Origin of the sequence: Pseudomonas orientalis, assembly GCF_002934065.1 — a bacterium.
In the GTDB taxonomy this organism is placed as follows: domain Bacteria; phylum Pseudomonadota; class Gammaproteobacteria; order Pseudomonadales; family Pseudomonadaceae; genus Aquipseudomonas; species Aquipseudomonas orientalis_A.
Genome location: NZ_CP018049.1, coordinates 201,231 through 222,391, shown reverse-complemented (window position 1 = coordinate 222,391; position 21,161 = coordinate 201,231). Strand labels below are relative to the sequence as shown.

Sequence of the window (21,161 nt, the reverse complement as noted above, 5' to 3'; positions counted from 1 at the left end):
AGGGCGAACTTATTAAATTTGTTTTTTCTATCTTTACAAATTCAAATAAACCCACCCCTTTTATATAACCCTCCTTGACACAAATCAAATGGACAATCAATCACACTCAAAAATTAATTTCACACTTTTACTCACGGATAAACGAAATTCGTCTTTACTTGCCCACCAACATCGTAACTCATCACAAAAGAACTCCAGTTCTCACCCCGCGATGCTGCGCTAGCCTTCAACTCCTTAATTAATCGATACAAAACAGCACCATTGAAATCAGTTTGCGGCTGCTCATTTACCACGCCATTTTTCTCAATGGAGATTTCTTCAACCATGTATCCATCGCACACCTCAGTCTCATACCTGAAGGCATCATAATCTTCAACAATTCCTGACTGAAGCAATTCAAATATACCTTTAACAATTTCTATATCTTTGGTAATCATTCTTTATGCTCCGGTATTCTGCGAGCTTCATTTTCAAATCGAACAGTTTGACGCTTTCCATCGATTATATAAGTAACATCCAACGTATCTGGGCGCAACGATCGAGGATCTTCGCGATTAAATTTTATAGTTGTCGGTCCTACTACTTTATTTGGATCGTTCAAAGCGCTCTTGATTTTGTGTTCGTAAAATACCTTATACGCTGAGCTATTGAAATTCTGATCTTGGGCGAACAAGTTGTAACCATCGCATGTCCCACCCTGACTACACGCTTGTGCGTGTCCGCCTACATCAGTTTCTCTACCGGTCTTCCCAGCAGCAGTTTGCCTCGCGTCTCGTGGAACCTTGATATCAACCGGGGTGAACGTGAGCTCTTCGACTAGACCTCTACTGTCGGTTACAAAAGTAGTGCCGTTGTCCAGCTCATAACGCTGGTTGGGCATACGTGCTTCTGGATTGTTGAGCATTTCGTACTCAGGCGATCCTTTGACTGGCTTACTGCTGTCGACTTTGATTGTTTCAGCCGTTGGTGTGTCTTGACGATTCTAACAAAAGGGGACAGATTTATTTAATGCACCTTTAAACTCTAATTTAAATAAATCTGCCCCCTTTACTCTTTTATTACATTTCTATTATTTCTATGCACTCAGGACGAACGAACTCACATCACCAAAATTCAAAAACTCTTGAAAACAAGAAGTAACGACACCTATATCTCTAGTTATGAAACTCGCCGGGTAATAGTCGCCCAAAATCTCAACTGAACTTGTCCCCATCGACGTATTATTAAGAGTACGCACGACGTGCTCACCATCTTCAAGGTATTGATTTAGCATCAAAAGATAATTTCCAGAATCAGCGTAAAGATTGATTTCATACGGTCCATATTCAGGCGTCGGTGAAATAGACAACGAAGCGACACCGTCAAATTTTCTATACTTGCTTATAATGGACTTCACATCTTCCAGGGACGGTTGGCGAACAAGAGGGTTTTGCAATCTACCGTGCTCAGGATTAAGTGTATACCCTCCAATTATCATCTATTTTTCTCCTTAATGGACTTCATGCCTGACTCTCAGTAATAGTTTTTCGGAAGTCCCGTTTTATCATCTATAGCTTTCACGGTGAGCGATTTCAACTCAGCTTTTTCTGCGGCAGCAGCAATGTCACCTTTGCAGAAACCGCATACATCTTTTCCTGCGACCGTCATGGACATGTCCGCCCCCGCAGTTTTACCAGAGCTATGAAAAATAGGGGTCAGACCACGAAAAATACGGGTCACGAAAATAGGGGTCAGACCACTACTCTTCTATTCTTTTAACTCACACTTTTCGGGCGTCCTGACGCACCCGGTGAAACTCTTTTACCTAATATCTCCGCGATCTCGGACGCAAACTTCTGATCGCCCAAAACGTAATTACCGTTTGTAGAAGATCGAATTTGTTCTATCAATCCAGATGAAAGCCGATCCTTGAATACAGATCGGTAAGCTTCGGCTCGTTGCGCGGTGCCGCTACCTAACTCTCGATAAACCGCATGCGGACTTATAAAGTCTGATAGCTCGCCCTGTGCGTTTGCCCTATAGCTGGTCCAGCGATAGTCGCCCGGATGAGCAACCATGCCCGCTCTGACCGGATTCATTTCGATATATCGATAGCAAGCTAAAACATAGTTTTCTTGTTGAACCAAACAGGAGCGGAAACGGCCTTCCCACAATGTGCCCGTTCGTTGATATGTTCGATTGACATATTGAACATAGCGCTGCCCCAGCCCCTGCATAAGTAGGCCAGCCCCTGCGCAGCAGGTGGGAGTCAACAACAAATGAACGTGATTTGTCATCAAGCACAATGCGTGAATTTTACAGCCATACAATTGAGCAAGCACGGCTAATGTATCAATGTAAAAAATGTAGTCTTCATCTGAATAAAAACACGCAGACCGATTGTTTCCCCGCTGTATTATATGCAACGGGATACCCGGCAGTAAAACCCTAGGATGGCGAGCCATATAACCTCCTAACTGGATAAGAGTTTACAGCTTAGCCGCCCATCAACAGGTCAACCAAATAGAATAATCAAAAGGGGACAGATTTATTTAATAGGTTTTTTACTGCCACCTAAAATAAATTCGTACCATTTTCAGCCCCCTTTTCTGTTCCAAATTCATTCCAACAAATTATAAACAAACAAATAAAATGTATCACATAACTTTTTAACACTCATATCTGCAGAGTCTATTTCCACTACAACCCATTTATCATTTTTATCAAAACCGACACATCGTCCCTGCATATCATCGCCAAAGATCATGACACCTTCAAATTGCGCCGCAGTCTCCTCATCAAAAATATCACTTGCCTCTATAAGGCCGTTGTAGAGCATGAATCCGACTGTTTCAATTTCCCCACTTCCGAACTCCTGCAAAAACTCTAAGTAATCATCAGGAGCATTTTTCTGCCCTGCCCTTATTGCATTAAGACTCGCATCATCTACAGCAGCCAAGCCATCGAGCAAATGCTCTTCTTTCTTACTCTTTAAAAAAGCTTTAATATCCATCTTCACCCCCTACTTTTTGTCGGAAAAAATCTCTCTGGCCACACCTCCGGCACGGTGTATTCCACCCTGATGCTGATCCGGAAATCTGGCAGGATGCATATTCCACCATTCGTTAGGTCCGCCAAAGCTATTTTCAATAATATGATGTGCGTCAAACGGCTGTCCGGCTTTTCGCGAAATTGTCACCCCGTTTTTTGCGACAACATCCTCCGTGTAGCGCGGCCACACTTGCCCAGTATTTACCTCCCATTGATTTATCAGATCATTTTTTACCTTGTTAAATTCCTTCCTATTGATGTCAGATAACTCTGGAGAAAGCTTGGAGAATTCCTGCTGACGCAGCGTGTTTGCTAAATTTGCTCTCTGCTCATCTGTAACTTTGAAACCCGTTTGCGCCTCGAGATCTTTCAAATAACGCCGAGCCTGACTCGAAAGATCCGTAAATCCTTGTGCCGCTGTATTATCAGGACGTAAAGGATTATCACCGTTAAGCTGGGTTGGCTTTAGATTTGGCGGTTCAATATTGCCCGCGGTCCTACTTACCCAACGCCCACCAATCCACTCAACTGCCTTGCCGCCCACGCCCGCGGTAATTGCCCCCGTGGCTGCATCAAACACAATTCCGCCAAGCTTATCCGGGGTTGCAAAAATCAGCTCGTCGCCGGCCCGCTCGAGGCTCTGTGCTGGTATGGGGCTATTGATCCAATTGACGCCATCCTTACCAGCCTGAAGTAGATTTGCCGGGATGTCTGTCAGATGAGTGATCGTGTCATAGACCCTACCTGGCCAATCTACAGCCCTATCAACAAACCCAGACCCCATCTCGCCAGCGATATATCCCAACTCGTGAGCGGGTTCATAGCCAGTCCAGACCAGCTCGCTTCTATCGATTCCATTCCAATAAGAATCCAAGGCATCCTTGTACTCTCCAGGCGTCATTCCTTCTTGATAGTTGGCTAAATCCACCTGACGAATTTGATCAGCTCGCTCCATATCTCGAGCTTTATCAAGACTGTCCATCGCTTGCGTGATACTTCGCTTACAACCGGCGACGTCTCCTCCACGTGCATTACATCCTTCACGCGCTTTGTCCGCCGCTTCTATCTCCCCATGCAATAGCCAGTTGTACTGAGTAGCGTTGCCCGCCACCCATGCTCCGGTCTGCAAACTCTCACCGTCAGCATCACTGTCCATCGACGCTGCAAGCACACCAATCAACTGCGAGCTCATCACCAGCAAGCTCTTTCTCTTATCCTCCGGCATGCTGGCGTACTGTTTGGCGAGGCTGTCTACCAGGGCTTCGTTCACACCTGCTGCCAACGCACCAGTACGGAAATCGCCGCCAGCAGCTTCAGCTGCCAGCCCGCCCATCAACGCATGCAGCCCAATCTTGGTGATACCGCCGTCGGCGAACCGATTCTTGGAGACATCACCAATCATGTTGAAGCCATAGGCAGCAAATGCATTGGCAAGGCTGCTTTGCAATGCATCCCCGAAGCTGGCTTCTCCTCCCAGCGCTTTAGTCAGGATGGCCGATGTGCCGTTTTGCAGAACCTGATTCGCAGTAAATTGACCAACACCTTGCCAGGTACTCAATGGGCTCGCAGATGTCACTGCGCCCGAGTTAGGCAGCGCAGTAGTAGTGCCTGTCTGCGTGCTGGTCCAGTCGTCGTAGAACCCTGCGGTCAGCCCCGCGGTAACACCCGAGACAACATAGCCCCGCATCGCATCGCTGGAGGTTACGTCCTTGACCACTGCGCCTAAATTGCCACGATTATTGATCGTGCTGATCGCACCATTACTCGCCATACCGGCAAGCACAACGCTGCCCGCAGCATTGGCCCAGCCTGCGGCAGATGTGGCAGTGGCAGCAGCCGTCGCACCAGCCATCGACGTGCCCGTCCCAGCAGCTGCAATTGCGCCGCTTGCTGCCCCCATCGTGAAGTAGGTAACAATGATCGCTATGACAATTTGCGCGCCGGCGCCCAGACCGGAATTACTGTATTTGAAGCTGTCGTGCAGCTCTTTGACCTCGCGCCAGTCAACATCGCCACGCTGCTCCATTTGCTTGATCCAGGCGAGGCTCGGGTCCGCCTGGACCATCGCGTCGATGGTCTGGCTTACCGTGTTCTGGTTAACCTGCCTTACATCAATCTTCAAGCCGTCCACGGCCTTGATCGCCAGCTCGCCCTGCGCCACCAACTCACTCTGACGCAATGTCTCGTCGGTATTCCCCTTACCCTTGGCGCTTGTCCACGCCAGGTCACCCTTGCTCTTCTCGTGGCTCTCTTGATGCAGGTCCTTGACCGCCTCGAACGTCACCGCACCGCCACTGGTGATGGCCAGGTCCTTACCACTCTCAAGCTTGGCCCGCTGATACAGCTGATCACCGCCACTGACCAGCGACAGATCACCACCAGTCTTGATCTCAGTCCCCACATTCGTAACGCGGGTCACCTCATCGCGCTTGGTCTTCTTCGCGCCCCAGCCACCCTTCTCCTTCATGTCGTAAAGGCTGTAGGTGCTGTTCTGCGCCGCCAGCAGGTTCAACTTATCCCCGCTATACAGATAAGCCTCATTCCCCGCACTGATCCTGCTCGCCACAATCGTGGTATCACGCCCGGCCTGGCTGACAAAATCCCCACCCGCCGTCAGTACACTCGCCACCTGGGTGGTCTGGTCGTCCGAGGTCTTGATGCGTTTTTTGCCGTGCTTTTCCTTGCCTTCGACGTTGTGCATGTCGCTGACCGAGGCGACGTTGAGGTCGCGGCCGGCGGCGATGTTGAGGTCTTTGCCGGCGGTGGCGGTGCTGCCGATGATGTTGACGTCTTGCCCGGCCTGCAGGTTGAGGTTGCCGCCCGCCGTGACGCTGGCGGCGAGGTTTTTGACGTCGGTGGTGATGCTGGATTTCTCGCCGTCGTCGCGGGTCTCGTGTTTGACGCGGGTGTCGCTGGCGGCGATGAGGTTGAGGTCGCGGCCGGCGGTAAGGTTGGCGTCGTTGCCCGCTGTCAGCGCGCCTCGGTTGGTGAGGTCGCGGCCGGCGTCGATGGCGAGGTTTTCGCGGGCGACGATGGTGCCGGCGCTGGTGTCGGTGAGGGTGCGCATGCCGACGCCGTCACGCACCTGGATGGCGGTGGTGTCGTTGGTGACGTCGCCTTTGAGGGCCGTGAGGCTGACTTGTTTGCCGCGAATTTCGCCGGCCATGGCGTTGCGGATGCTGTCCTGGGCCAGCAGGCTCAGGTTGTTGCCGGCCTCGACCAGGCCGCCGGTGTAGATACTGCCGCTGCTGATGGCGGTAAGGTTGTTGCTGGCGCGCAGGGTGCCGACGTTGATCAGGTCGCCGCCGGTGACGAGGTTGAGGTCACGGCCCTGGATCAGGCTGTTGCCGCGCACGTTGCGCGAGTCGGCCTGGGCCAGGTACAGCACCGGCACGAGCACGGTCTGGCCGTCGATGACGCGGTTTTCCATCCACACGATGTCGTGGGTCAGGGCGCCGACTTGCTGGCCGGTGAGGGCCACGCCGAGGCTAAGGCGCAGGGCGTCTTTGCTGGCCAGCGCGTTGTCCATCAGGTAGCGGAACTGGTCGGCGTCGCTGTACAGGCCACCGGCGAGGAAGCGTTGGCCGGTTTGCGCGAGGACGGCGTCGCGGATCAGGCGGGTTTCGTACTGGCCGTCACCGAGGCGGCGCCAGGCGTTGTCGGCGTTGAAGCCGAGTTTGCCGAGCATGTAGTCGGAGCTGAAGAAACCGGACACCGAGGTGAATTCAGGGTTGGTCTCGATCAGGTAATGGCTGGTGGGGTCGGCGTTTTTGACGAACAGGCCGTACTCGCCCTTGGGCAGTTGGAAGGTGGGCGAGGTGGTGGGATCGACCGGGGCGAAGGCGGTGCCGGTGTAGTCCACCGGTACGAAGCCGCCGCCGGGGGCCACGCCTACGACGGGCAAGACGCTGCCGGGGGCCTGGGCGCTCGGGTCGTTGGCGTGTTTGCTCAGGTTGATGTTGATGCCGCCGACGGGGATGCCGGTCTGGTCGTCGCCGAGGGTGCCGGTCAACTGGGCCAGGGTGTTGTTGTGCAGCGTGCCGTTTTGCAGGGTGCGGGCGACGTTGAGGTTGACCGTGCCGCCCGCCTGCAGCGTGGCGTCGTAGCCGGGGCCGCCGTTGCTGGTCCAGGTGGTGACGTCGCTTGAGTGGACGAAAGGCCGGCTATTGGGCGAACGGTTTTTCAGTTCTTCGAAGCGCGCCTTATCGAAATTCCCCGCTGCCGTGGCCGCATTGAACGCGGGAACGTCGACATAGCGCATGCGCTCAAACAAATCGTCGGGAACGTGCCCCGGCGTGTTGACGACAATCTTGCGCTGCCCCGTGCGCGTGGCGGCGCCCTGGTTGAGCAGGTCACCGGCGGTGATGCTCAGGTCGCCATTGGCTGCCATCAGGCTGTAGCGGTTCTGTACATTGTCGCCTTGCAGCAGCATGTCTTTGCCGGCCACCAGGCGCGCCGATACTGAATCCTTGGTCGCCGCCTCAAGGTACGTTTCGTAGATGGTGATCTCGCCACGTTCCCAGTCGTCTTTCTCGCCGCAGTGTTGCGAACAAACCCAATACAGGCTGCCGGTGGTGAGCGTCTGCCCGAGTTCGAATTCGTCCTTGGCGTTTTCGATAAAGCCTGCATTGATGCCGATGGAGCCTTCGCTTTCCACGGTGCCGGAGCGGTTGCTGAACAGCACGGCACGCCCGCCATCCCGCGCGGCGAAGCTCAAGTTACCTTTGCTGTAGACGTCGCCATAGCTGTTGCTGAAGCCATTGCTGCGCAAGGTCATGTCGCCGCCGCTGAACAGCAGCGAATCGGCGGCATTGGTGATGCCGTTGACCGCCGTGAGGTTCACCGCGCCCTGGGCACCGAGGGTGCCACGGTTGTTGATTTGCGCGGCGGCGATATCCAGTTGCTGGCGGGCGGTGAGGAAGCCGAGGTTGTCCAGGGTGCCGCCCAGGGTCAGGCGGGTATTGGTGGCGGCCAGGCGGCCGCCGTTCTGGCTGAGGTTGTTGGCGGCGACCGTGAGTGTTTGCAGGGCCGAGACGCGGCCGCTGTTACTCATATCGCCGGTGGTGATGCTGATGTCACCGTCGCTGAGCAGTTCGCCGCCGTTGTCCAGGCTGGCCACGTTGACAATCAAGCCCTTGGCGCTGGCCATGCGGTCGCCGGCCTTGAGGGCCAGCGCCTGGTCACTCTTGTAGGTGAGCACGTCGTTGAGTTGCACGCGGCCCAAGCCGTCGACGTTGCCGAACGCCCAGTCGGCGCTGCCCGTGCCCTGGATATTGCCCTGGCTGCCGGAGAGGCTGGCGGTGTTGAGGTGGAACAGGCCGGTGCCGGCGTGTTGCAGCATGCCGTTCTGGTTGTTGAGGCTGGCGGCGTCGAGGCTGAAGGCCTGGCTGCCGAATTCGAGGGTGCCGTTCTGGTTGTTCAACGCACCGCTGAGGTTGACGCTGCTGCTGGCGCCGCCCAGCGCACGCAGTTGCCCGCTGGCGCTGTTATCCAGGTTGCCGCCGGTGAGGGTCAGGCCCTGGTTGGCCTCGATCAGGCCGCCCTGGTTGGTGAGGGTGTCGCGTGAGGTCAGGCTGATCTGATTGCCGCTGACCTGGCCCCCGGCGCTGTTGTCGAAGGTCGCGCCGCTGACGGTCACGTGTTCTTTGCCGAACAGTTTGCCGCCACGGTTGGCCAGGGCTTCGACGGTCAGTTGCAGGTTGCCGACCAGGCTTGCCATCAGGCCGCCGCTGCCGTTATCGACGCTGTTGGCGGTGACGCTCAGGCTGTCGCCCTGCACGGTGCCGCCCTGGTTGTGCAGGCGGGTGGTGGTGAGCACGGTGGGGGCGCCGCTGCTGAGGATCAGGCCCTTGCGGTTGCTCAGGTCCTGGCCGCTGTAGGTCACGCCTTCAGCGCCGGCCAGCAGTTGGCCGTTGTCGTTGTTCAACTGCTGCGCGACGATGTCCAGGCGCTTGCCGCGCAGGGTGCCGCCGTCGTTGTTGAGGGAGGTGAGTTGCTTGACCAGCACGCTGCGTTCGCCCGCGTCGATCTGGCCGCCGACGTTGGTGAGCAGGTCGCTGACCTTGAGCACAACGTCGCCGCCATCGCTGACCAGCGCGCCTTTGTTGCTGTTGTTGAAGGTCTGCGCGGTGACGTCGACGGTCTGGCCCAGCAGGATGCCGGCGCTGTTGTCGAAGCGCTCGCCCTGCAGTTGCAGCAGGCCCTCGCTCTGGATGCGGCCCTGGGCATTGAGCAACTGGCCCGGGCCCTTGAGCAGCAGGCTTACGCCCTGGGCGCCACCGGCGAGCAGGCCGGCATTGCCGTTGTCGAGGCCGGAAGCGCGTACGTCGAGGCGGTCGCCCAACACGCGCCCGGCGCGGTTGTCGATATCGCCACCAGCCACGTCGAGCAGCAGTTGCTTGCCGACGATCACGCCGCCCTGGTTATCCAGGTTGGCGGCGTGCAGGTCGATATCGCCCTGCCCGGCCTGCAAGCGGCCCTGGGCGTTGTTGAGCTGTTGCGCAGCGGTCAGCGTGAGCTTGCCGGTGTCGGCGCTCAGTACGCCGCCTGCGTTGCTGCTGAGGGTGCCGGCTGTAACGTTTAGATCGGTGCTGGCCTGGGCGAAACCCTGGTTGTTGTTGAAGGTGTTGGCGACGGTCAGGTTGAGCGCGCCGCCGTCGGCCTGGATCAGGCCCTTGAGGCTGTTGTCGAGGTCGCTGGCATTGACGGTCGCGGTTTTGGCTACCAGTACGCCGTTCTGGTTGTTCAGGTTGCCGGCGTTGACGCTCAGGTCGTTGGCGATGACTTGCCCGCCGCTGTTGTTCAGGTCGGCGCTGGTCAGCGCGAGGCTGCCGCCGGCCATTTCGATACGGCCCTGGCGGTTGTCCAGAGACGCGCTGTTGAACGTGGCGGCCTGGCCTTCGCCGAAGCGGATCAGGCCACCGAGGTTGACGATGGCCGGTGAGCTGATCACCAGGCTCTGCTCGCCGAACAGACGCGCGGTGGCGCCCTGGTTGGTGAGCTTGGCGCTGCTGACCTCAATGTTCTTGGCCTGGATGATCGCGCCCTGGTTGGTCAGCGCTTGCGCGGCAGCAATTGCCAGGCCTCGGCTGGCCAGCAGGTTGCCGCTGGTGGTGACGGTCTGCGCGTTCACCACCAGGTCGCCGGTGGTGTTGCGGGTGTTATCGGCGGCGACGCCGGCTTCGATGATGCCGGGGTTGTTCACGCTGGCCGCGTTGATCTCGATGCGCTGGCCGGCAGCAATGCTCTTGCGGTTGACCAGGTCCTGGGCGCTGCTCAGTCGCACGTTGCCGTTGGCGTAGACCTTGTCGGTGAGGTCGACGGTCTGTGCGCTGACCTTGACGTTACCGGTGGCCGCCGCCTGCGCCATGCTCAGGCGGCCGTTGGCGTCGAGCTGGATATCGCCACCACTGGCGGCGAGCGTACCGTCGAGCTTCACGCCCACACCGGCCTCGGTGCCCACCAGCTTGATCGCGCCGGCGTACATGCCGCCCAGGGCCGACGAGTCGATCGCCAGTTCGGGTTTGGCGCTGCCGTCATCGGCGCGCACGGTGGTTTTCAGGCTTTGCGCATCGACGTCGTTGCGCCCGGCGATGACGTTGAGTTCGCGGGCGTTGATCTGAGCGTTGATCTTGGCCGAGCGGGTGATGATGTCGAAGCGCTCGACGTTGCTGGCGTTCAAGCCTTCGCCGTCGATGGTCACGGCGCCGCCATCGACCTGGTAGCTTTTCAACTGGCCGGTCGGGTCGATGACCGGCTTACCCGTGGTCAGGGTCACGTTGGGCGTATTGATAAACCCGCAACCGCTGCACGTCACACCGTACGGGTTGGCCACAATGACCTTGGCCGACTGCCCCGCCACTTCGGTATAACCGCGCAACTGACTCGCGCTGCCGCCGTTGACTTCGTTGAGGATGACGTTGGCCGCGCCGCCCTTGAGGTTGGGGTTACCGACAATGATCCCGCCCAGTTGGGTGTTGACCATAGGGCCGTTGCCATTGTTCAGGATCACGCCGTTGGGGCCGACGTTGTAGTCCTTGAACTGGTTATGAGACAGACCCGCGCCGTTCGGCGTGGCGATATTCACCACCGGCACGCCATTACCCGCCGCGCCCACCGTGGTACCCGGCGCACTGACCACAATGCCCTCGGCCTGGGCCAGCAGCGGCTGCCAGAACAGCGCGTTGGCGAGGATCAACGCCAGCCCACGCTTGGGCAGGCCGAAGAACGAGTTTCGCGGCTTCAGGGCAGCAGAAGGTTGGCGGGCCAGGAAGGCGAATTGTCGAACATCCATTTTCGTAGTCTCGTTGCAGCGGGCATTAAGGACATGCGGCAGTAACCGGCGCTGGGTGCTCGCTCATTACTGTCGACATGCGATCGTCAGGCGGGCGGGAAATAGAACGTCAGTTCTTATTTCCATATCGAGAAAATGCCATTACTTAGCCATCAGATCGCCGAATAAGTTAGTACAAGGAAAGGGGGAAAAGTTCGCGAGTAAGGTGTGAATTGGATCCCACTTATCGGAATTTAGGGGTGGGGTTGGTTTGAATAGCGTTGGCGCAGCGGGCGAGTGAGATTGACTCAGTTGCTGCCACGTCAGTGGAGGCCTACCTGAGCTCGGGAGAAGCGGCTGAAGCTCAGGGAGGATATCTATTGTTTTGCGCAACTAGTCGATGGGACTTCTGCGACAGGGCCGGGCGTCTCTAAACCGGAGAGCAGTCGAATCACCCCACCGCATCTCCAGTCATGCCGGTCCAGATACGCCTCATAATCCTTACCTGCCTCAGGAGTAAATACTTGAGGAGCTGGCACACACCTGAATTGGTCGGTGACCATTTTCATCACGACCACAGAAGGGGCGCCTGCGGGGATAACAAACTCTGAGTACGACTCGCCATAGCTCAGATGATCGCTCCTCCATGACGCCGGCATTCCTATACTTCGTATGGTGTGTTTGCCCAGGGTGGAGTTGAACTTATCTGCAAGGGTATCGCCATAGGCATAAATAGGTTCTTTGCTCGAAGCGCAGCCTTGTCCTGGATTGATTGCGGCGGGCAAACCGTTGTTTCCGAAAAGACGGATCCTTGCGGAGGTTGCCTGATCGTAGGGCTGCTCTTGTATAGGCTGTTTCTGATTAGTAGAACCACAGCCGCTGAGCAACAACGTAGAAAAAATGGCAAGTAGTCGGATGTTCAAAAATAACTCCTTGGGTTAGGTATTACGCTGTGTTTGGAAAGTTTTTGTATGCCTAATTTGGCTGATGGCGCCTAATATATTGCTTCTGTCGTTATCATAAGCTACTCCTCTCTACCAGCTAAAGGCAGAGCCGATACAGCACAAGCTTGGCTAAACAACTCGAGGCCTTCTAGAGTTACTGAAGGCAAATTAAAGGCCAGACTCATCAAACTTACTAAACTATCCACTCCACCTCAAAATCAACTAGCTGAGCCTGAAGCCCTGCCTCATGCTCGAACCAGTAGTCAGCCCCTTCAATATCACTTTTCTTCAAGTAAAGATAATACCCGCCAGTGTCGCCATCACGATCGTCCACAACAACAATTTTCCAGCCAGAGCATCCGCTAGTGACAATGACACCCTTCCGAACGATAGACATATTCACATCCTAGTCCGCATAGGTAAACATGACTATTAGAAATATATTTTCCAGGCACAGGGTCTTTAACTTAAAAATGCACATGCAAAACACCCGGAGCATGTGTTCCTGATAGATTCTGAGTCGATAAGGAACTCCTTGACGCCATCAGCGCTGTCAGCCACCAAGTATTCAGATAACATCCAGAAACCTACAACTTACAAGAGACATTCAAACCGCAAGCGGAGATAAAATCGTGCATCGGCACATTAAGGGCGTCACCCTCTCCAGAAGAAAGAATATTTTGCAATGTAACGATGTCATTTTCAAAATCCAATGAAACATCAAAGCAATTAAATTCAAACTTCCTGAGCAAAACGCTCTTGGAATGATTCCGCTCGTCAAAGGCATCTTTTAAAATAGAGCGAACGCTGTCATCCAACTCTTGGACGACAAATCGTTCTATTAGTGTTTCGCCGCTGCTCATAACTGTTCCTAACTAGTACAGGGATACAGCCTGAATCACACTATCCCGAACATCTATTTTGATTGTAGATATTGTAGCGGGCTCTGCGTGATGAGGTGCGCCAGCAAGCTCCCCAGCAGTCGTCGTTGCTTTTGCACCTACAAGTAATCTAGCCAGTCACCGGACTTAACATTCTGTCTCTTCTTAAGTAAGTCCTCGTACCGAGCTTTATTTTTTTCAACATCACCCTCAATATCTATAGAAATAAAACCACGCCCCCTCTCCTCTACAGATAAAGCTGTTGGCTTAATCTTCATCGGCGAAAGCTCTATCAAGACCCCTGAAACCTTAGACTTATGAAATATAAAGCTCTTCCCTCCGGCCAAGGGAAGGATTTCATCCATCACAGAAAACATTATTTCAGGGTTAGAAATTTCAATTTTTTCACCATCTTCATAACTTTCTGAATAGTTCTCTGGAATGAGGAAAAGTTTATAATCAATAACAACCAGCCAGCCCTCCAGCCCAACAATATCGCCAATATTCATTATCACTCCCCTATCACAATGGCATTAACGCCTGTTGACATTGCGCCATCTAACAACCCTTGCTGAACACCTCTTGGCCCGACATACGGGTCTCGTGTCATATAGTAACTTACGCCATCAACAGATTTAACACCATCAACAATAATGAAGTGTTTTCCTTGGCCAGCGGGCACCTGAACGATAACACTCGTTCCTTCTTGCAGTGCTTTGTTTAACTGCTCAGGTAGCATTGAAGTGTTTACAGTATTTTTAACCCCCGCCTTAGATATCACATCTGATAATTCCAGAGTGTTAACGCCGGTCGGCCTGACCCCGTTTACAAAGCTTCCAATTGCATTGTCAAGGCTAATTGCCGCACCCGTTTTGTCAGTAATTGTCATTGCTGCGCAGGCTGGTCCGCATACAGGGGCGTCACCTTGTAAAACAACAGAGCCCTTTGGTTCATATGGGATCGTTTTAGGCGCAACAGTAATACCGCCTGCGCCATCAACAGAAGCACCTGCTGTCCCTTTTGGACCAAGAGCGCCACCTGTTACAGTTTCAACATTCCGCGCCGCCGCAGCAGCATCCGCAGTAGCAGCTACCTCCTTCGCCCCAAGACTGCCAAAGCCTCCCACACCTAACGCCCCACCGCCAGCCATCGCGGCACCAAAAGGCACCTCTGCTGCTGCTATGGTCAGTTCGGTACAAGCTACTGGGTTCATCCCGCAGGCATTTAACAGGGCTGGACCAAGCAACATGCCTCCTGCCACTGTTCCGATTACAACAGCACCACCCGCCAACGTATAAGCAAGGCTTTCACGGCGCTCGGCATACATTTGCGCCGAGCACGCCTCTGCGCTCAGTCCTGCACAGTTTTGCTCCTTGTAGTGCTCGTTTTCAGCGTTGATGCGCTCTTCGGCTTTTTGTTCAAGCGTCTTACCCTCAGCTAATGCACTGGCAATATCAGCCACTGAGTTGTTCTCAACCGCATTGTTGCCAGCCTTTGCACCGGCAAGTGCACCGCTCAGGTCACCTCCTGCAAGCCCGCCTGCCAAGCCCGACGCCAATGTCGAAAGCGCCGATACGGTCTGTTTCTGCTTCTCGCTCAAATTCTCGGTTTTAATGCCCGGATACAAATGCGCCGCAATCAACTCCCCCGTGCCAGCTCCTGCGGCGCCGGCTACTGCCGAGTTCCCTTGGGCCTGTGCAACTACAGCACCCAATACCACGTGGGCCATGATTCGGGCGGTATCGTTGTCCTGCGCTGACTGCTTGATGATGTTCGCCAGATAGGGCGCCGACGCGCCTGCGAGGGCGGAGCCGATGTCCCTGCCTGCCAGTCCTTGCAAAGCTGCCGTCACCGCTTGAGCGGCACGTTGATAATCGCCCCCCGTTTCGTACGGCTGCATCACCGTACGGGTCACCTGTGCGGCGATCTCTTTATCCGTCGGCTGGGTATTGCCCTCACGGATAAGTTTGTCTCGCGCAGCCGCTATCGCTTCGGGATCTTTTTGAGCATTGGCCGCGTTAATGGCACCTTGAGTGCGTGTGATATCCGCCGCTTGAGTGCCAATATCCGCAATCAACTGCACCTGCCGCAGCCGTTTCTGCTCTTTCTCCTTATCGAAGATGGGGCTGATGGCGCCGTTGGCGTGTTCAACATCGTGGCCCAGCGTTGCCACGTCCTGCTGCTGTTTGGCAGGGTCGCGGATGTTGAGGGTGCCGTTGGAAATGGCCGAGGACGTGGTGCCGCTGTCGCTGTCGCCGTGGTTGAATCCGACCAAGCTGCCGGTGGGCATATTGCTGATGAACGCGTTGGTGCCATCGCTGCCACTGCTGACGCTGGCGCTCTGCAACTGGCTTGTGTAGTCAGCCTTGTTCTTTAAAACGCTCCAGCCCAGCGTACCGGTGTTCAGGCGGTTTTTGTCCGGCGTAGCCGTGCTGGCGATCACGCTGCCATCGAGTTGGGTATGGTTGCCCACGTCAATCTGGTAGCCGCCCTTGCCGCCGAACAGGCCGGTTTGCTCCTGCACACTCTGGTATTTGGAGTCGATCTTGCTTTTGCTGATGCTCAGGTTTGCACTGCCACCGGTGCCGATGATGGCGAAGCTGACGCCCCCACTCACATCCGTTTGCTTGGACTTGTAGTTATCGGTGTCCTGCAGGCTTTGCAGCGTGAGGTCGCGACCCACGGTGGCGGTGATTTTGTCTGCGCTGACTTGCGCGCCTTTGAGGGCAGTGTCTCGTCCACTGATCAGGCTGACCTGTTTGCCGGCGTCCAACAAAATAGGGGGCTGAGCCTGAGGGATCCCCGATTTTTCTTACGAAAAATCAAGAAGTTGGAGTTATTGAAGAAGCCTGCATGAGTCGGCAACTTGGTTTGCACCACACAAAAACAAGATCCCAAACCCATGCAGGCCATCCGATTTTTACACAGAGCGCTCGCTCAAGCACTGCCTTCAATCCACTCTCGTCGCCTGACAACACTGATGAGTTGTGTCAGTTCGTTACTGCAAGGCCGCCGCCTGACGCTGACAGCGCTCGGACGTTTTATGCCAGGTCAGGCATTCCCAAAACATGCAATCAAGCGGGTTGATCGGTTACTGGGCAATCAACACCTCAGAGCAGAGCGCCCGCTGTTTTACTGGGTGATCCTGCGGGCGTTGCTGGGGTCGATGAAGCATCCATTAATTCTGGTCGACTGGTCCCGAATTAATGCTCCCGGCAACGCGTTTTTGTTGAGAGCCGCGATACCGCTGGCGGGGCGCTCATTTCCTATTTATGAAAGTGTTCATGAACACGAAGGTTGCCCCCAATATCAAAGCCGCCTGCTCAAAACACTGGCTGAACTACTGCCTGATGGGTGTGTTCCAGTGATGGTTACCGATGCAGGTTTCCGGCGCCCATGGATGAAAGCAGTGGCCGCACGGGGCTGGTACTACGTGGCTCGCATACGAAATCGTGAGCTTTATCGGCGTGAAGAAAGTGAGTGGCTTCCCGTGAAGAATTTGTACGCGTTGGCCACCTCTTCCCCCAAGTCGCTTGGTCGTGTCGAGATGACGCGCAGTGCTCCTCATTTGATCGATTTGTACTGTGTGCGACACTTAGCCAAGGGCCGCAAGCATCAACGAGTGACCGGTTCAATCGCCAAAAGTAAGCTCAGCCGACAGTCAGCCAGGCGTGAACGGGAGCCTTGGTTGCTTGCCAGCAATCTGAAGCAAGACGAATGGAATCCAGCAAAAGTCGTAGCGATTTATAAGCGCCGTATGCAGATCGAAGAAGGCTTTCGAGACGTAAAAAGTGAGCACTTGGGATTGGGCCTTAATCTGCATCGAAGCCATTGTCCAAAGCGCATTGAGGTGCTGTTGTTGATTGCTGCTTTGGCCAACTACCTGCTCTTTTTAACAGGGCTGCAGGCACGAGAAAGCGGTTTGGAACGACGCTACCAAAGCAACAGCATCAAAGAAAAGCGAGTGCTCTCATTGTGGCGACTAGGCTTGGAATACTGGCGAAGCTGCACAGACTTTGGAGGCCGAGGACACTTGGAAATATTGGAACGGGCTCTGCATGATGAGGTGCGCCATCAAGCGCAGAGCTTAGGGTAAATTTGTGGGGATTCCTCAGGGGCTGAGCACTATTCTTCTACAAAAAATAAATCATATTTTTAAAGAGCAACTTCACTGAACTCTAAAAAACGCAAACCGTGGTCTGCCCCCTATTTTCTTCTCCCTCTACCCCTACTCCCTCCTTATAAACCTAATCAGCAATCCTAAAGAAATGATTATCTAGATCATCAGGGGGAAACTGACTGGGCAAAATTTTTGACGAAATATCTCTGCTAAGCAACTTTAAAAGAAACTCAACACAGCCAAAATTGTAGACCTCCTCCGCCCCCTGATCCGAGCTATGAATTGCAACTTTCCATGACTCTGGTTCTCCATTGACTAACCAAACAAGAGTTTCTCCATTATCCGTTACCGCCCAAGGAAGAAAAGAACCTTCCGCAGGGTAAGCTGGTCTCGGATAGTCCGACAAAAACTCCTGCCTCATTACAGCGTATGTATCTATAAAGTATTTGATTTTTTCAAAATTCAAGTTTGGATTTTTTGAAAACGGGTCTAGAATCCATAAAAAATCGTCTACTGCCCCACATCCGTAAATTGATATTAACTGCTTGAAATCATTCGGAAATCGTGGATTTCCCTCAGATTCAAAGTTCGCCCAAGCCGCGTTATCGAAGATTCGCTGAGAGGGTGGCGAAAGAAGACTAATCAGCTTATTTATCATCCGTACTTAAACCCTGGGACGGCGAGCCATATAAACCCTAATTGGATAAGAACTTACAGCTTAGCCGTCGATCACTAGGCCGACGAAATTCAATAACTACAAAAAACAAATCATGCTTTTAAAAGAGCGACTGTACTAAACTCTAAAAACGCAAAACCGTGGCCTACCCTATTTTTCCAAAAAATAAACCAGATTTTCAAAGAGCAACTCCGCTGAACTCTAAAAACGCAAAACGTGGTCTGCCCCATATTTGCCTGCATCCCGCGGACACCACCTTCGTAGCTTTGCGCCTTATCGATGGCCCGACTACCACTCACAGCGACGGAATTGGTTATTTCCAGCGCAGTGCCCGCTGCTTTTGCACCAAGTAAACTGCTATTCAACCACATCAACATCTCCGAAAAACGTTGTCTGTTCCCTATCATTTATCAGGGTCAGTTTCCGATTTTTCTATCTATCCTTTAGCTGAAGAAATTTCTATAGGCCGTCTCAACCCTTACAGAAACTTCATCGGGTTTGAAAGTCAGATTCTCCAATGCAGCCACTTCAACAGATAACAACGGATTCTCAACTGCAGGTGACTTCAACCCGAACTGTTGGCGAACCTTAAAAATTGCGAAAACCTCCAAAGGCAGCAAATCAAAAGGTGGGTTTTTGAACTCAGGGTCCCAAGCCCCGCCCTTATCTTCGGCGTTAGCTAAGTGATATTGGCATACCGCGTCCAGTACACCGGCAAGCCTTTGCTCATCTGCCCAACTGTCTATCACTTTCTTGTAAATGCCGAGATCCATAGACTCAATCAGGGGAGGTGCACTCCCACCCGAATAGACGGAATAGAGCCACAGCATGAAAGGTTCGAATCGACGCTCTTTGAGATAGCCGGGATCAACAGCTCCATCAACAGTCAACATCCCGACAAGCACATCGGCGACCGACTCCGCTAGATCATGCCTATCCGCAGCAATGAAACCTGCAAGTAAGCAACCTGCATTGCTCAACTGATTGGTCAGATTCGGGGCGTTTCTAATGCCTTGAAGAAAGCTCGTATTAGAAAAGGTCTTAGCTCTGAGCATTAGCACCCAATAGCGGTAAATCATCGCGCGGGATACTTCCTCCCAGCCAGAAATATTACCGGTACAAATAGAAACCTCTCCCTGTATACCGTGACAAACTGCAAGTATCCCCAATGAATCAGATACATTGCCCAACCCCTCCAAGGAGTCACAGGCAAGATCCTCTTCAAGGTACTCAAGCTCTTGAGCCACCATCCCATCCGACTGAGACAGCCAGTGCCGATGCTGCTCTAGGATTCCTTCTATTTTTTTCATTCTGGTACGCCCCATCAGTCAATTACGCGCCCAAGGTGAGACCCGCAATACTTCACCCTGTAGGTCAACGCCGATCAAATTACCACTCACATTTTCAGGGGCACGCCTGAACTCCCTAAGCATCTGCCTAGCCTGCTGCTGCTCTGCCACGCTGATGCTCTTGTAACGACCTTGTCGACTAGCTGCCTGACCCAGAACATCCTCGATGAACGTTGTCATGTTCTGCTGTCGTACAGAAAGATCTCCCACATTCCCCGTTCGCGAAGTTTTTACTTCAGTGAACGCGAGGCGGCCATCCGGTGTACGGCTGACAATGTCGATGCCGTTACCACTGCGGTTCTGCACAGCGAAGATGTCAGTGTGGTTGTTGTCACGCAAGAAGACCTTGGAGATATCTTCACCTAGGTCACCAACCTGCTGATTGGTTAGCTTCGAAAGATCTTTACCTCGGGTGGCTGAAAACAGATCAAGTGTCGTACCCGAAGTAACGGCTCCACCTGTCTGACCTAGCCCTTTTGCATCAAGAGCGCCACCTTTTGCAGCCTCAACATTCCGCGCCGCCGCCGCAGCATCCGCAGTAGCTGCTACCTCCTTCCCAAGACTACCAAATCCACCAACTCCCAGAGCCCCACCACCAGCCATCGCGGCACCAAAAGGCACCTCTGCTGCTGCTATGGTCAGTTCGGTACAAGCTACTGGGTTCATCCCACAGGCATTTAACAGGGCTGGACCAAGCAACATGCCTCCTGCCACTGTTCCGATTACAACAGCACCACCCGCCAACGTATAAGCAAGGCTTTCACGGCGCTCGGCATACATTTGCGCCGAGCACGCCTCTGCGCTCAGTCCTGCACAGTTTTGCTCCTTGTAGTGCTCGTTTTCAGCGTTGATGCGCTCTTCGGCTTTTTGTTCAAGCGTCTTACCCTCAGTTAATGCAATGGCAATATCAGCCACTGAGTTGTTCTCAACCGCATTGTTGCCAGCCTTTGCACCGGCAAGTGCACCGCTCAGGTCACCTCCTGCAAGCCCGCCTGCCAAGCCCGACGCCAATGTCGAAAGCGCCGATACGGTCTGTTTCTGCTTCTCGCTCAAATTCTCGGTTTTAATACCCGGATACAACTGCGCCGCAATCAACTCCCCCGTACCAGCTCCTGCGGCACCGGCAACCGCCGAGTTCCCTTGGGCTTGTGCAACTACAGCACCCAATACCACGTGGGCCATGATTCGGGCGGTATCGTTGTCCTGCGCTGACTGCTTGATGATGTTCGCCAGATAAGGCGCCGACGCGCCTGCGAGGGCGGAGCCGATGTCCCCGCCTGCCAGTCCTTGCAAAGCTGCCGTCACCGCTTGAGCGGCACGTTGATAATCGCCCCCCGTTTCGTACGGCTGCATCACCGTACGGGTCACCTGTGCGGCGATCTCTTTATCCGTCGGCTGGGTATTGCCCTCACGGATAAGTTTGTCTCGCGCAGCCGCTATCGCTTCGGGATCTTTTTGAGCATTGGCCGCGTTAATGGCACCTTGAGTGCGTGTGATATCCGCCGCTTGAGTGCCAATATCCGCAATCAACTGCACCTGCCGCAGCCGTTTCTGCTCTTTCTCCTTATCGAAGATGGGGCTGATGGCGCCGTTGGCGTGTTCAACATCGTGGCTCAGCGTTGCCACGTCCTGCTGCTGTTTGGCAGGGTCGCGGATGTTGAGGGTGCCGTTGGAAATGGCCGAGGACGTGGTGCCGCTGTCGCTGTCGCCATGATTGAACGCGATCAAGGTGCCGATGGGCATGTTGCTGATAAAAGGGTTGGTGTCATCGCTGCCACTGCTAACGCTGTTTTATAGGCGTCGCCGGCTGTGATCTGTTCCTTCGCCGGCTGATCAATGCCTTTGTCGACAGCTCCTTGCAATGATCCTTAACGTCGCCACAAACTGAC

17 protein-coding genes are annotated in these 21,161 nt (G+C 54.2%); 1 reads left to right on the top strand and 16 read right to left on the bottom strand.

The window, feature by feature from the left end; genetic code table 11:
* Nucleotides 1-131: 131 nt before the first annotated feature.
* From BOP93_RS00865 to BOP93_RS27665, 12 genes are all read right to left on the bottom strand, one after another.
* A complete protein-coding gene (locus BOP93_RS00865) occupies nucleotides 132-437 on the bottom strand; it encodes a hypothetical protein (RefSeq protein WP_104501230.1) in 306 nt (101 codons plus the stop codon).
* A complete protein-coding gene (locus BOP93_RS27240; RefSeq protein WP_128876260.1) occupies nucleotides 434-904 on the bottom strand; it encodes a DNA/RNA non-specific endonuclease in 471 nt (156 codons plus the stop codon). The genes BOP93_RS00865 and BOP93_RS27240 overlap by 4 nt, the downstream gene beginning before the upstream one ends.
* A gap of 171 nt (nucleotides 905-1,075) precedes the next feature.
* Nucleotides 1,076-1,477 carry a DUF6911 family protein gene (locus BOP93_RS27235; protein WP_157943438.1) on the bottom strand — a complete coding sequence of 134 codons (402 nt, stop codon included), beginning with the start codon at nucleotides 1,475-1,477 and terminating at the stop codon, nucleotides 1,076-1,078.
* 35 nt (nucleotides 1,478-1,512) lie between these two features.
* Nucleotides 1,513-1,719 (bottom strand): cytidine deaminase-like fold-containing protein, encoded by a 207-nt coding sequence (locus BOP93_RS27560; protein WP_164665295.1) that lies wholly within the window; start codon nucleotides 1,717-1,719, stop codon nucleotides 1,513-1,515.
* 35 nt (nucleotides 1,720-1,754) lie between these two features.
* On the bottom strand, nucleotides 1,755-2,444 hold the full coding sequence (locus BOP93_RS00860; protein WP_104501229.1) for a transposase: 690 nt from the start codon (nucleotides 2,442-2,444) through the stop codon (nucleotides 1,755-1,757).
* Nucleotides 2,445-2,599: 155 nt separating this feature from the next.
* Nucleotides 2,600-2,992 carry an SMI1/KNR4 family protein gene (locus BOP93_RS00855; RefSeq protein ID WP_205885783.1) on the bottom strand — a complete coding sequence of 131 codons (393 nt, stop codon included), beginning with the start codon at nucleotides 2,990-2,992 and terminating at the stop codon, nucleotides 2,600-2,602.
* 9 nt (nucleotides 2,993-3,001) lie between these two features.
* A complete protein-coding gene (locus BOP93_RS00850; protein ID WP_237140388.1) occupies nucleotides 3,002-11,323 on the bottom strand; it encodes a DUF637 domain-containing protein in 8,322 nt (2,773 codons plus the stop codon).
* A 356-nt stretch (nucleotides 11,324-11,679) separates the two neighbouring features.
* Nucleotides 11,680-12,225, bottom strand: coding sequence for a hypothetical protein (locus BOP93_RS27230; protein ID WP_157943437.1), 546 nt, complete (start codon nucleotides 12,223-12,225; stop codon nucleotides 11,680-11,682).
* 214 nt (nucleotides 12,226-12,439) lie between these two features.
* Nucleotides 12,440-12,643 (bottom strand): hypothetical protein, encoded by a 204-nt coding sequence (locus BOP93_RS00845; RefSeq protein ID WP_104501227.1) that lies wholly within the window; start codon nucleotides 12,641-12,643, stop codon nucleotides 12,440-12,442.
* Nucleotides 12,644-12,833: 190 nt separating this feature from the next.
* A complete protein-coding gene (locus tag BOP93_RS00840; protein ID WP_104501226.1) occupies nucleotides 12,834-13,109 on the bottom strand; it encodes a hypothetical protein in 276 nt (91 codons plus the stop codon).
* A gap of 137 nt (nucleotides 13,110-13,246) precedes the next feature.
* Nucleotides 13,247-13,636 (bottom strand): hypothetical protein, encoded by a 390-nt coding sequence (locus BOP93_RS00835; RefSeq protein ID WP_104501225.1) that lies wholly within the window; start codon nucleotides 13,634-13,636, stop codon nucleotides 13,247-13,249.
* A 2-nt stretch (nucleotides 13,637-13,638) separates the two neighbouring features.
* The gene (locus BOP93_RS27665) at nucleotides 13,639-15,903 is read right to left on the bottom strand and encodes a VENN motif pre-toxin domain-containing protein (protein ID WP_346330226.1); all 2,265 of its coding nucleotides are present in this window, start codon (nucleotides 15,901-15,903) and stop codon (nucleotides 13,639-13,641) included.
* A 126-nt stretch (nucleotides 15,904-16,029) separates the two neighbouring features.
* On the opposite strand from BOP93_RS27665, the gene BOP93_RS00825 reads away from it, so the two are divergent.
* On the top strand, nucleotides 16,030-17,223 hold the full coding sequence (locus BOP93_RS00825) for an IS4 family transposase (protein WP_104501223.1): 1,194 nt from the start codon (nucleotides 16,030-16,032) through the stop codon (nucleotides 17,221-17,223).
* A 151-nt stretch (nucleotides 17,224-17,374) separates the two neighbouring features.
* Here BOP93_RS00825 and BOP93_RS00820 read toward each other — a convergent pair whose 3' ends face one another.
* From BOP93_RS00820 to BOP93_RS00805, 4 genes are all read right to left on the bottom strand, one after another.
* The gene (locus tag BOP93_RS00820; RefSeq protein ID WP_083227316.1) at nucleotides 17,375-17,905 is read right to left on the bottom strand and encodes an SMI1/KNR4 family protein; all 531 of its coding nucleotides are present in this window, start codon (nucleotides 17,903-17,905) and stop codon (nucleotides 17,375-17,377) included.
* Nucleotides 17,906-18,015: 110 nt separating this feature from the next.
* Nucleotides 18,016-18,294 carry a hypothetical protein gene (locus tag BOP93_RS00815; RefSeq protein WP_157943436.1) on the bottom strand — a complete coding sequence of 93 codons (279 nt, stop codon included), beginning with the start codon at nucleotides 18,292-18,294 and terminating at the stop codon, nucleotides 18,016-18,018.
* Nucleotides 18,295-18,366: 72 nt separating this feature from the next.
* Nucleotides 18,367-19,233 (bottom strand): hypothetical protein, encoded by an 867-nt coding sequence (locus tag BOP93_RS00810; RefSeq protein ID WP_237140387.1) that lies wholly within the window; start codon nucleotides 19,231-19,233, stop codon nucleotides 18,367-18,369.
* A gap of 18 nt (nucleotides 19,234-19,251) precedes the next feature.
* Complete coding sequence (locus tag BOP93_RS00805; protein ID WP_104501220.1) at nucleotides 19,252-21,015, bottom strand: VENN motif pre-toxin domain-containing protein; 1,764 nt, start codon at nucleotides 21,013-21,015, stop codon at nucleotides 19,252-19,254.
* Nucleotides 21,016-21,161 lie beyond the last annotated feature (146 nt).

Coding starts and splice junctions, on each gene's coding strand:
- BOP93_RS00825 (WP_104501223.1), top strand. CDS start 16,030: ATGCAGGCCATCCGATTTTTACACAGAGCGCTCGCTCAAGCACTGCCT.
- BOP93_RS00810 (WP_237140387.1), bottom strand. CDS start 19,233: ATGAAAAAAATAGAAGGAATCCTAGAGCAGCATCGGCACTGGCTGTCT.
- BOP93_RS00855 (WP_205885783.1), bottom strand. CDS start 2,992: ATGGATATTAAAGCTTTTTTAAAGAGTAAGAAAGAAGAGCATTTGCTC.
- BOP93_RS00865 (WP_104501230.1), bottom strand. CDS start 437: ATGATTACCAAAGATATAGAAATTGTTAAAGGTATATTTGAATTGCTT.
- BOP93_RS27240 (WP_128876260.1), bottom strand. CDS start 904: ATGCTCAACAATCCAGAAGCACGTATGCCCAACCAGCGTTATGAGCTG.
- BOP93_RS00860 (WP_104501229.1), bottom strand. CDS start 2,444: ATGGCTCGCCATCCTAGGGTTTTACTGCCGGGTATCCCGTTGCATATA.
- BOP93_RS00835 (WP_104501225.1), bottom strand. CDS start 13,636: ATGAATATTGGCGATATTGTTGGGCTGGAGGGCTGGCTGGTTGTTATT.
- BOP93_RS00805 (WP_104501220.1), bottom strand. CDS start 21,015: ATGCCCATCGGCACCTTGATCGCGTTCAATCATGGCGACAGCGACAGC.
- BOP93_RS00850 (WP_237140388.1), bottom strand. CDS start 11,323: ATGGATGTTCGACAATTCGCCTTCCTGGCCCGCCAACCTTCTGCTGCC.
- BOP93_RS00840 (WP_104501226.1), bottom strand. CDS start 13,109: ATGAGCAGCGGCGAAACACTAATAGAACGATTTGTCGTCCAAGAGTTG.
- BOP93_RS27235 (WP_157943438.1), bottom strand. CDS start 1,477: ATGATAATTGGAGGGTATACACTTAATCCTGAGCACGGTAGATTGCAA.
- BOP93_RS00815 (WP_157943436.1), bottom strand. CDS start 18,294: ATGTGGTTGAATAGCAGTTTACTTGGTGCAAAAGCAGCGGGCACTGCG.
- BOP93_RS00845 (WP_104501227.1), bottom strand. CDS start 12,643: ATGTCTATCGTTCGGAAGGGTGTCATTGTCACTAGCGGATGCTCTGGC.
- BOP93_RS00820 (WP_083227316.1), bottom strand. CDS start 17,905: ATGATAAATAAGCTGATTAGTCTTCTTTCGCCACCCTCTCAGCGAATC.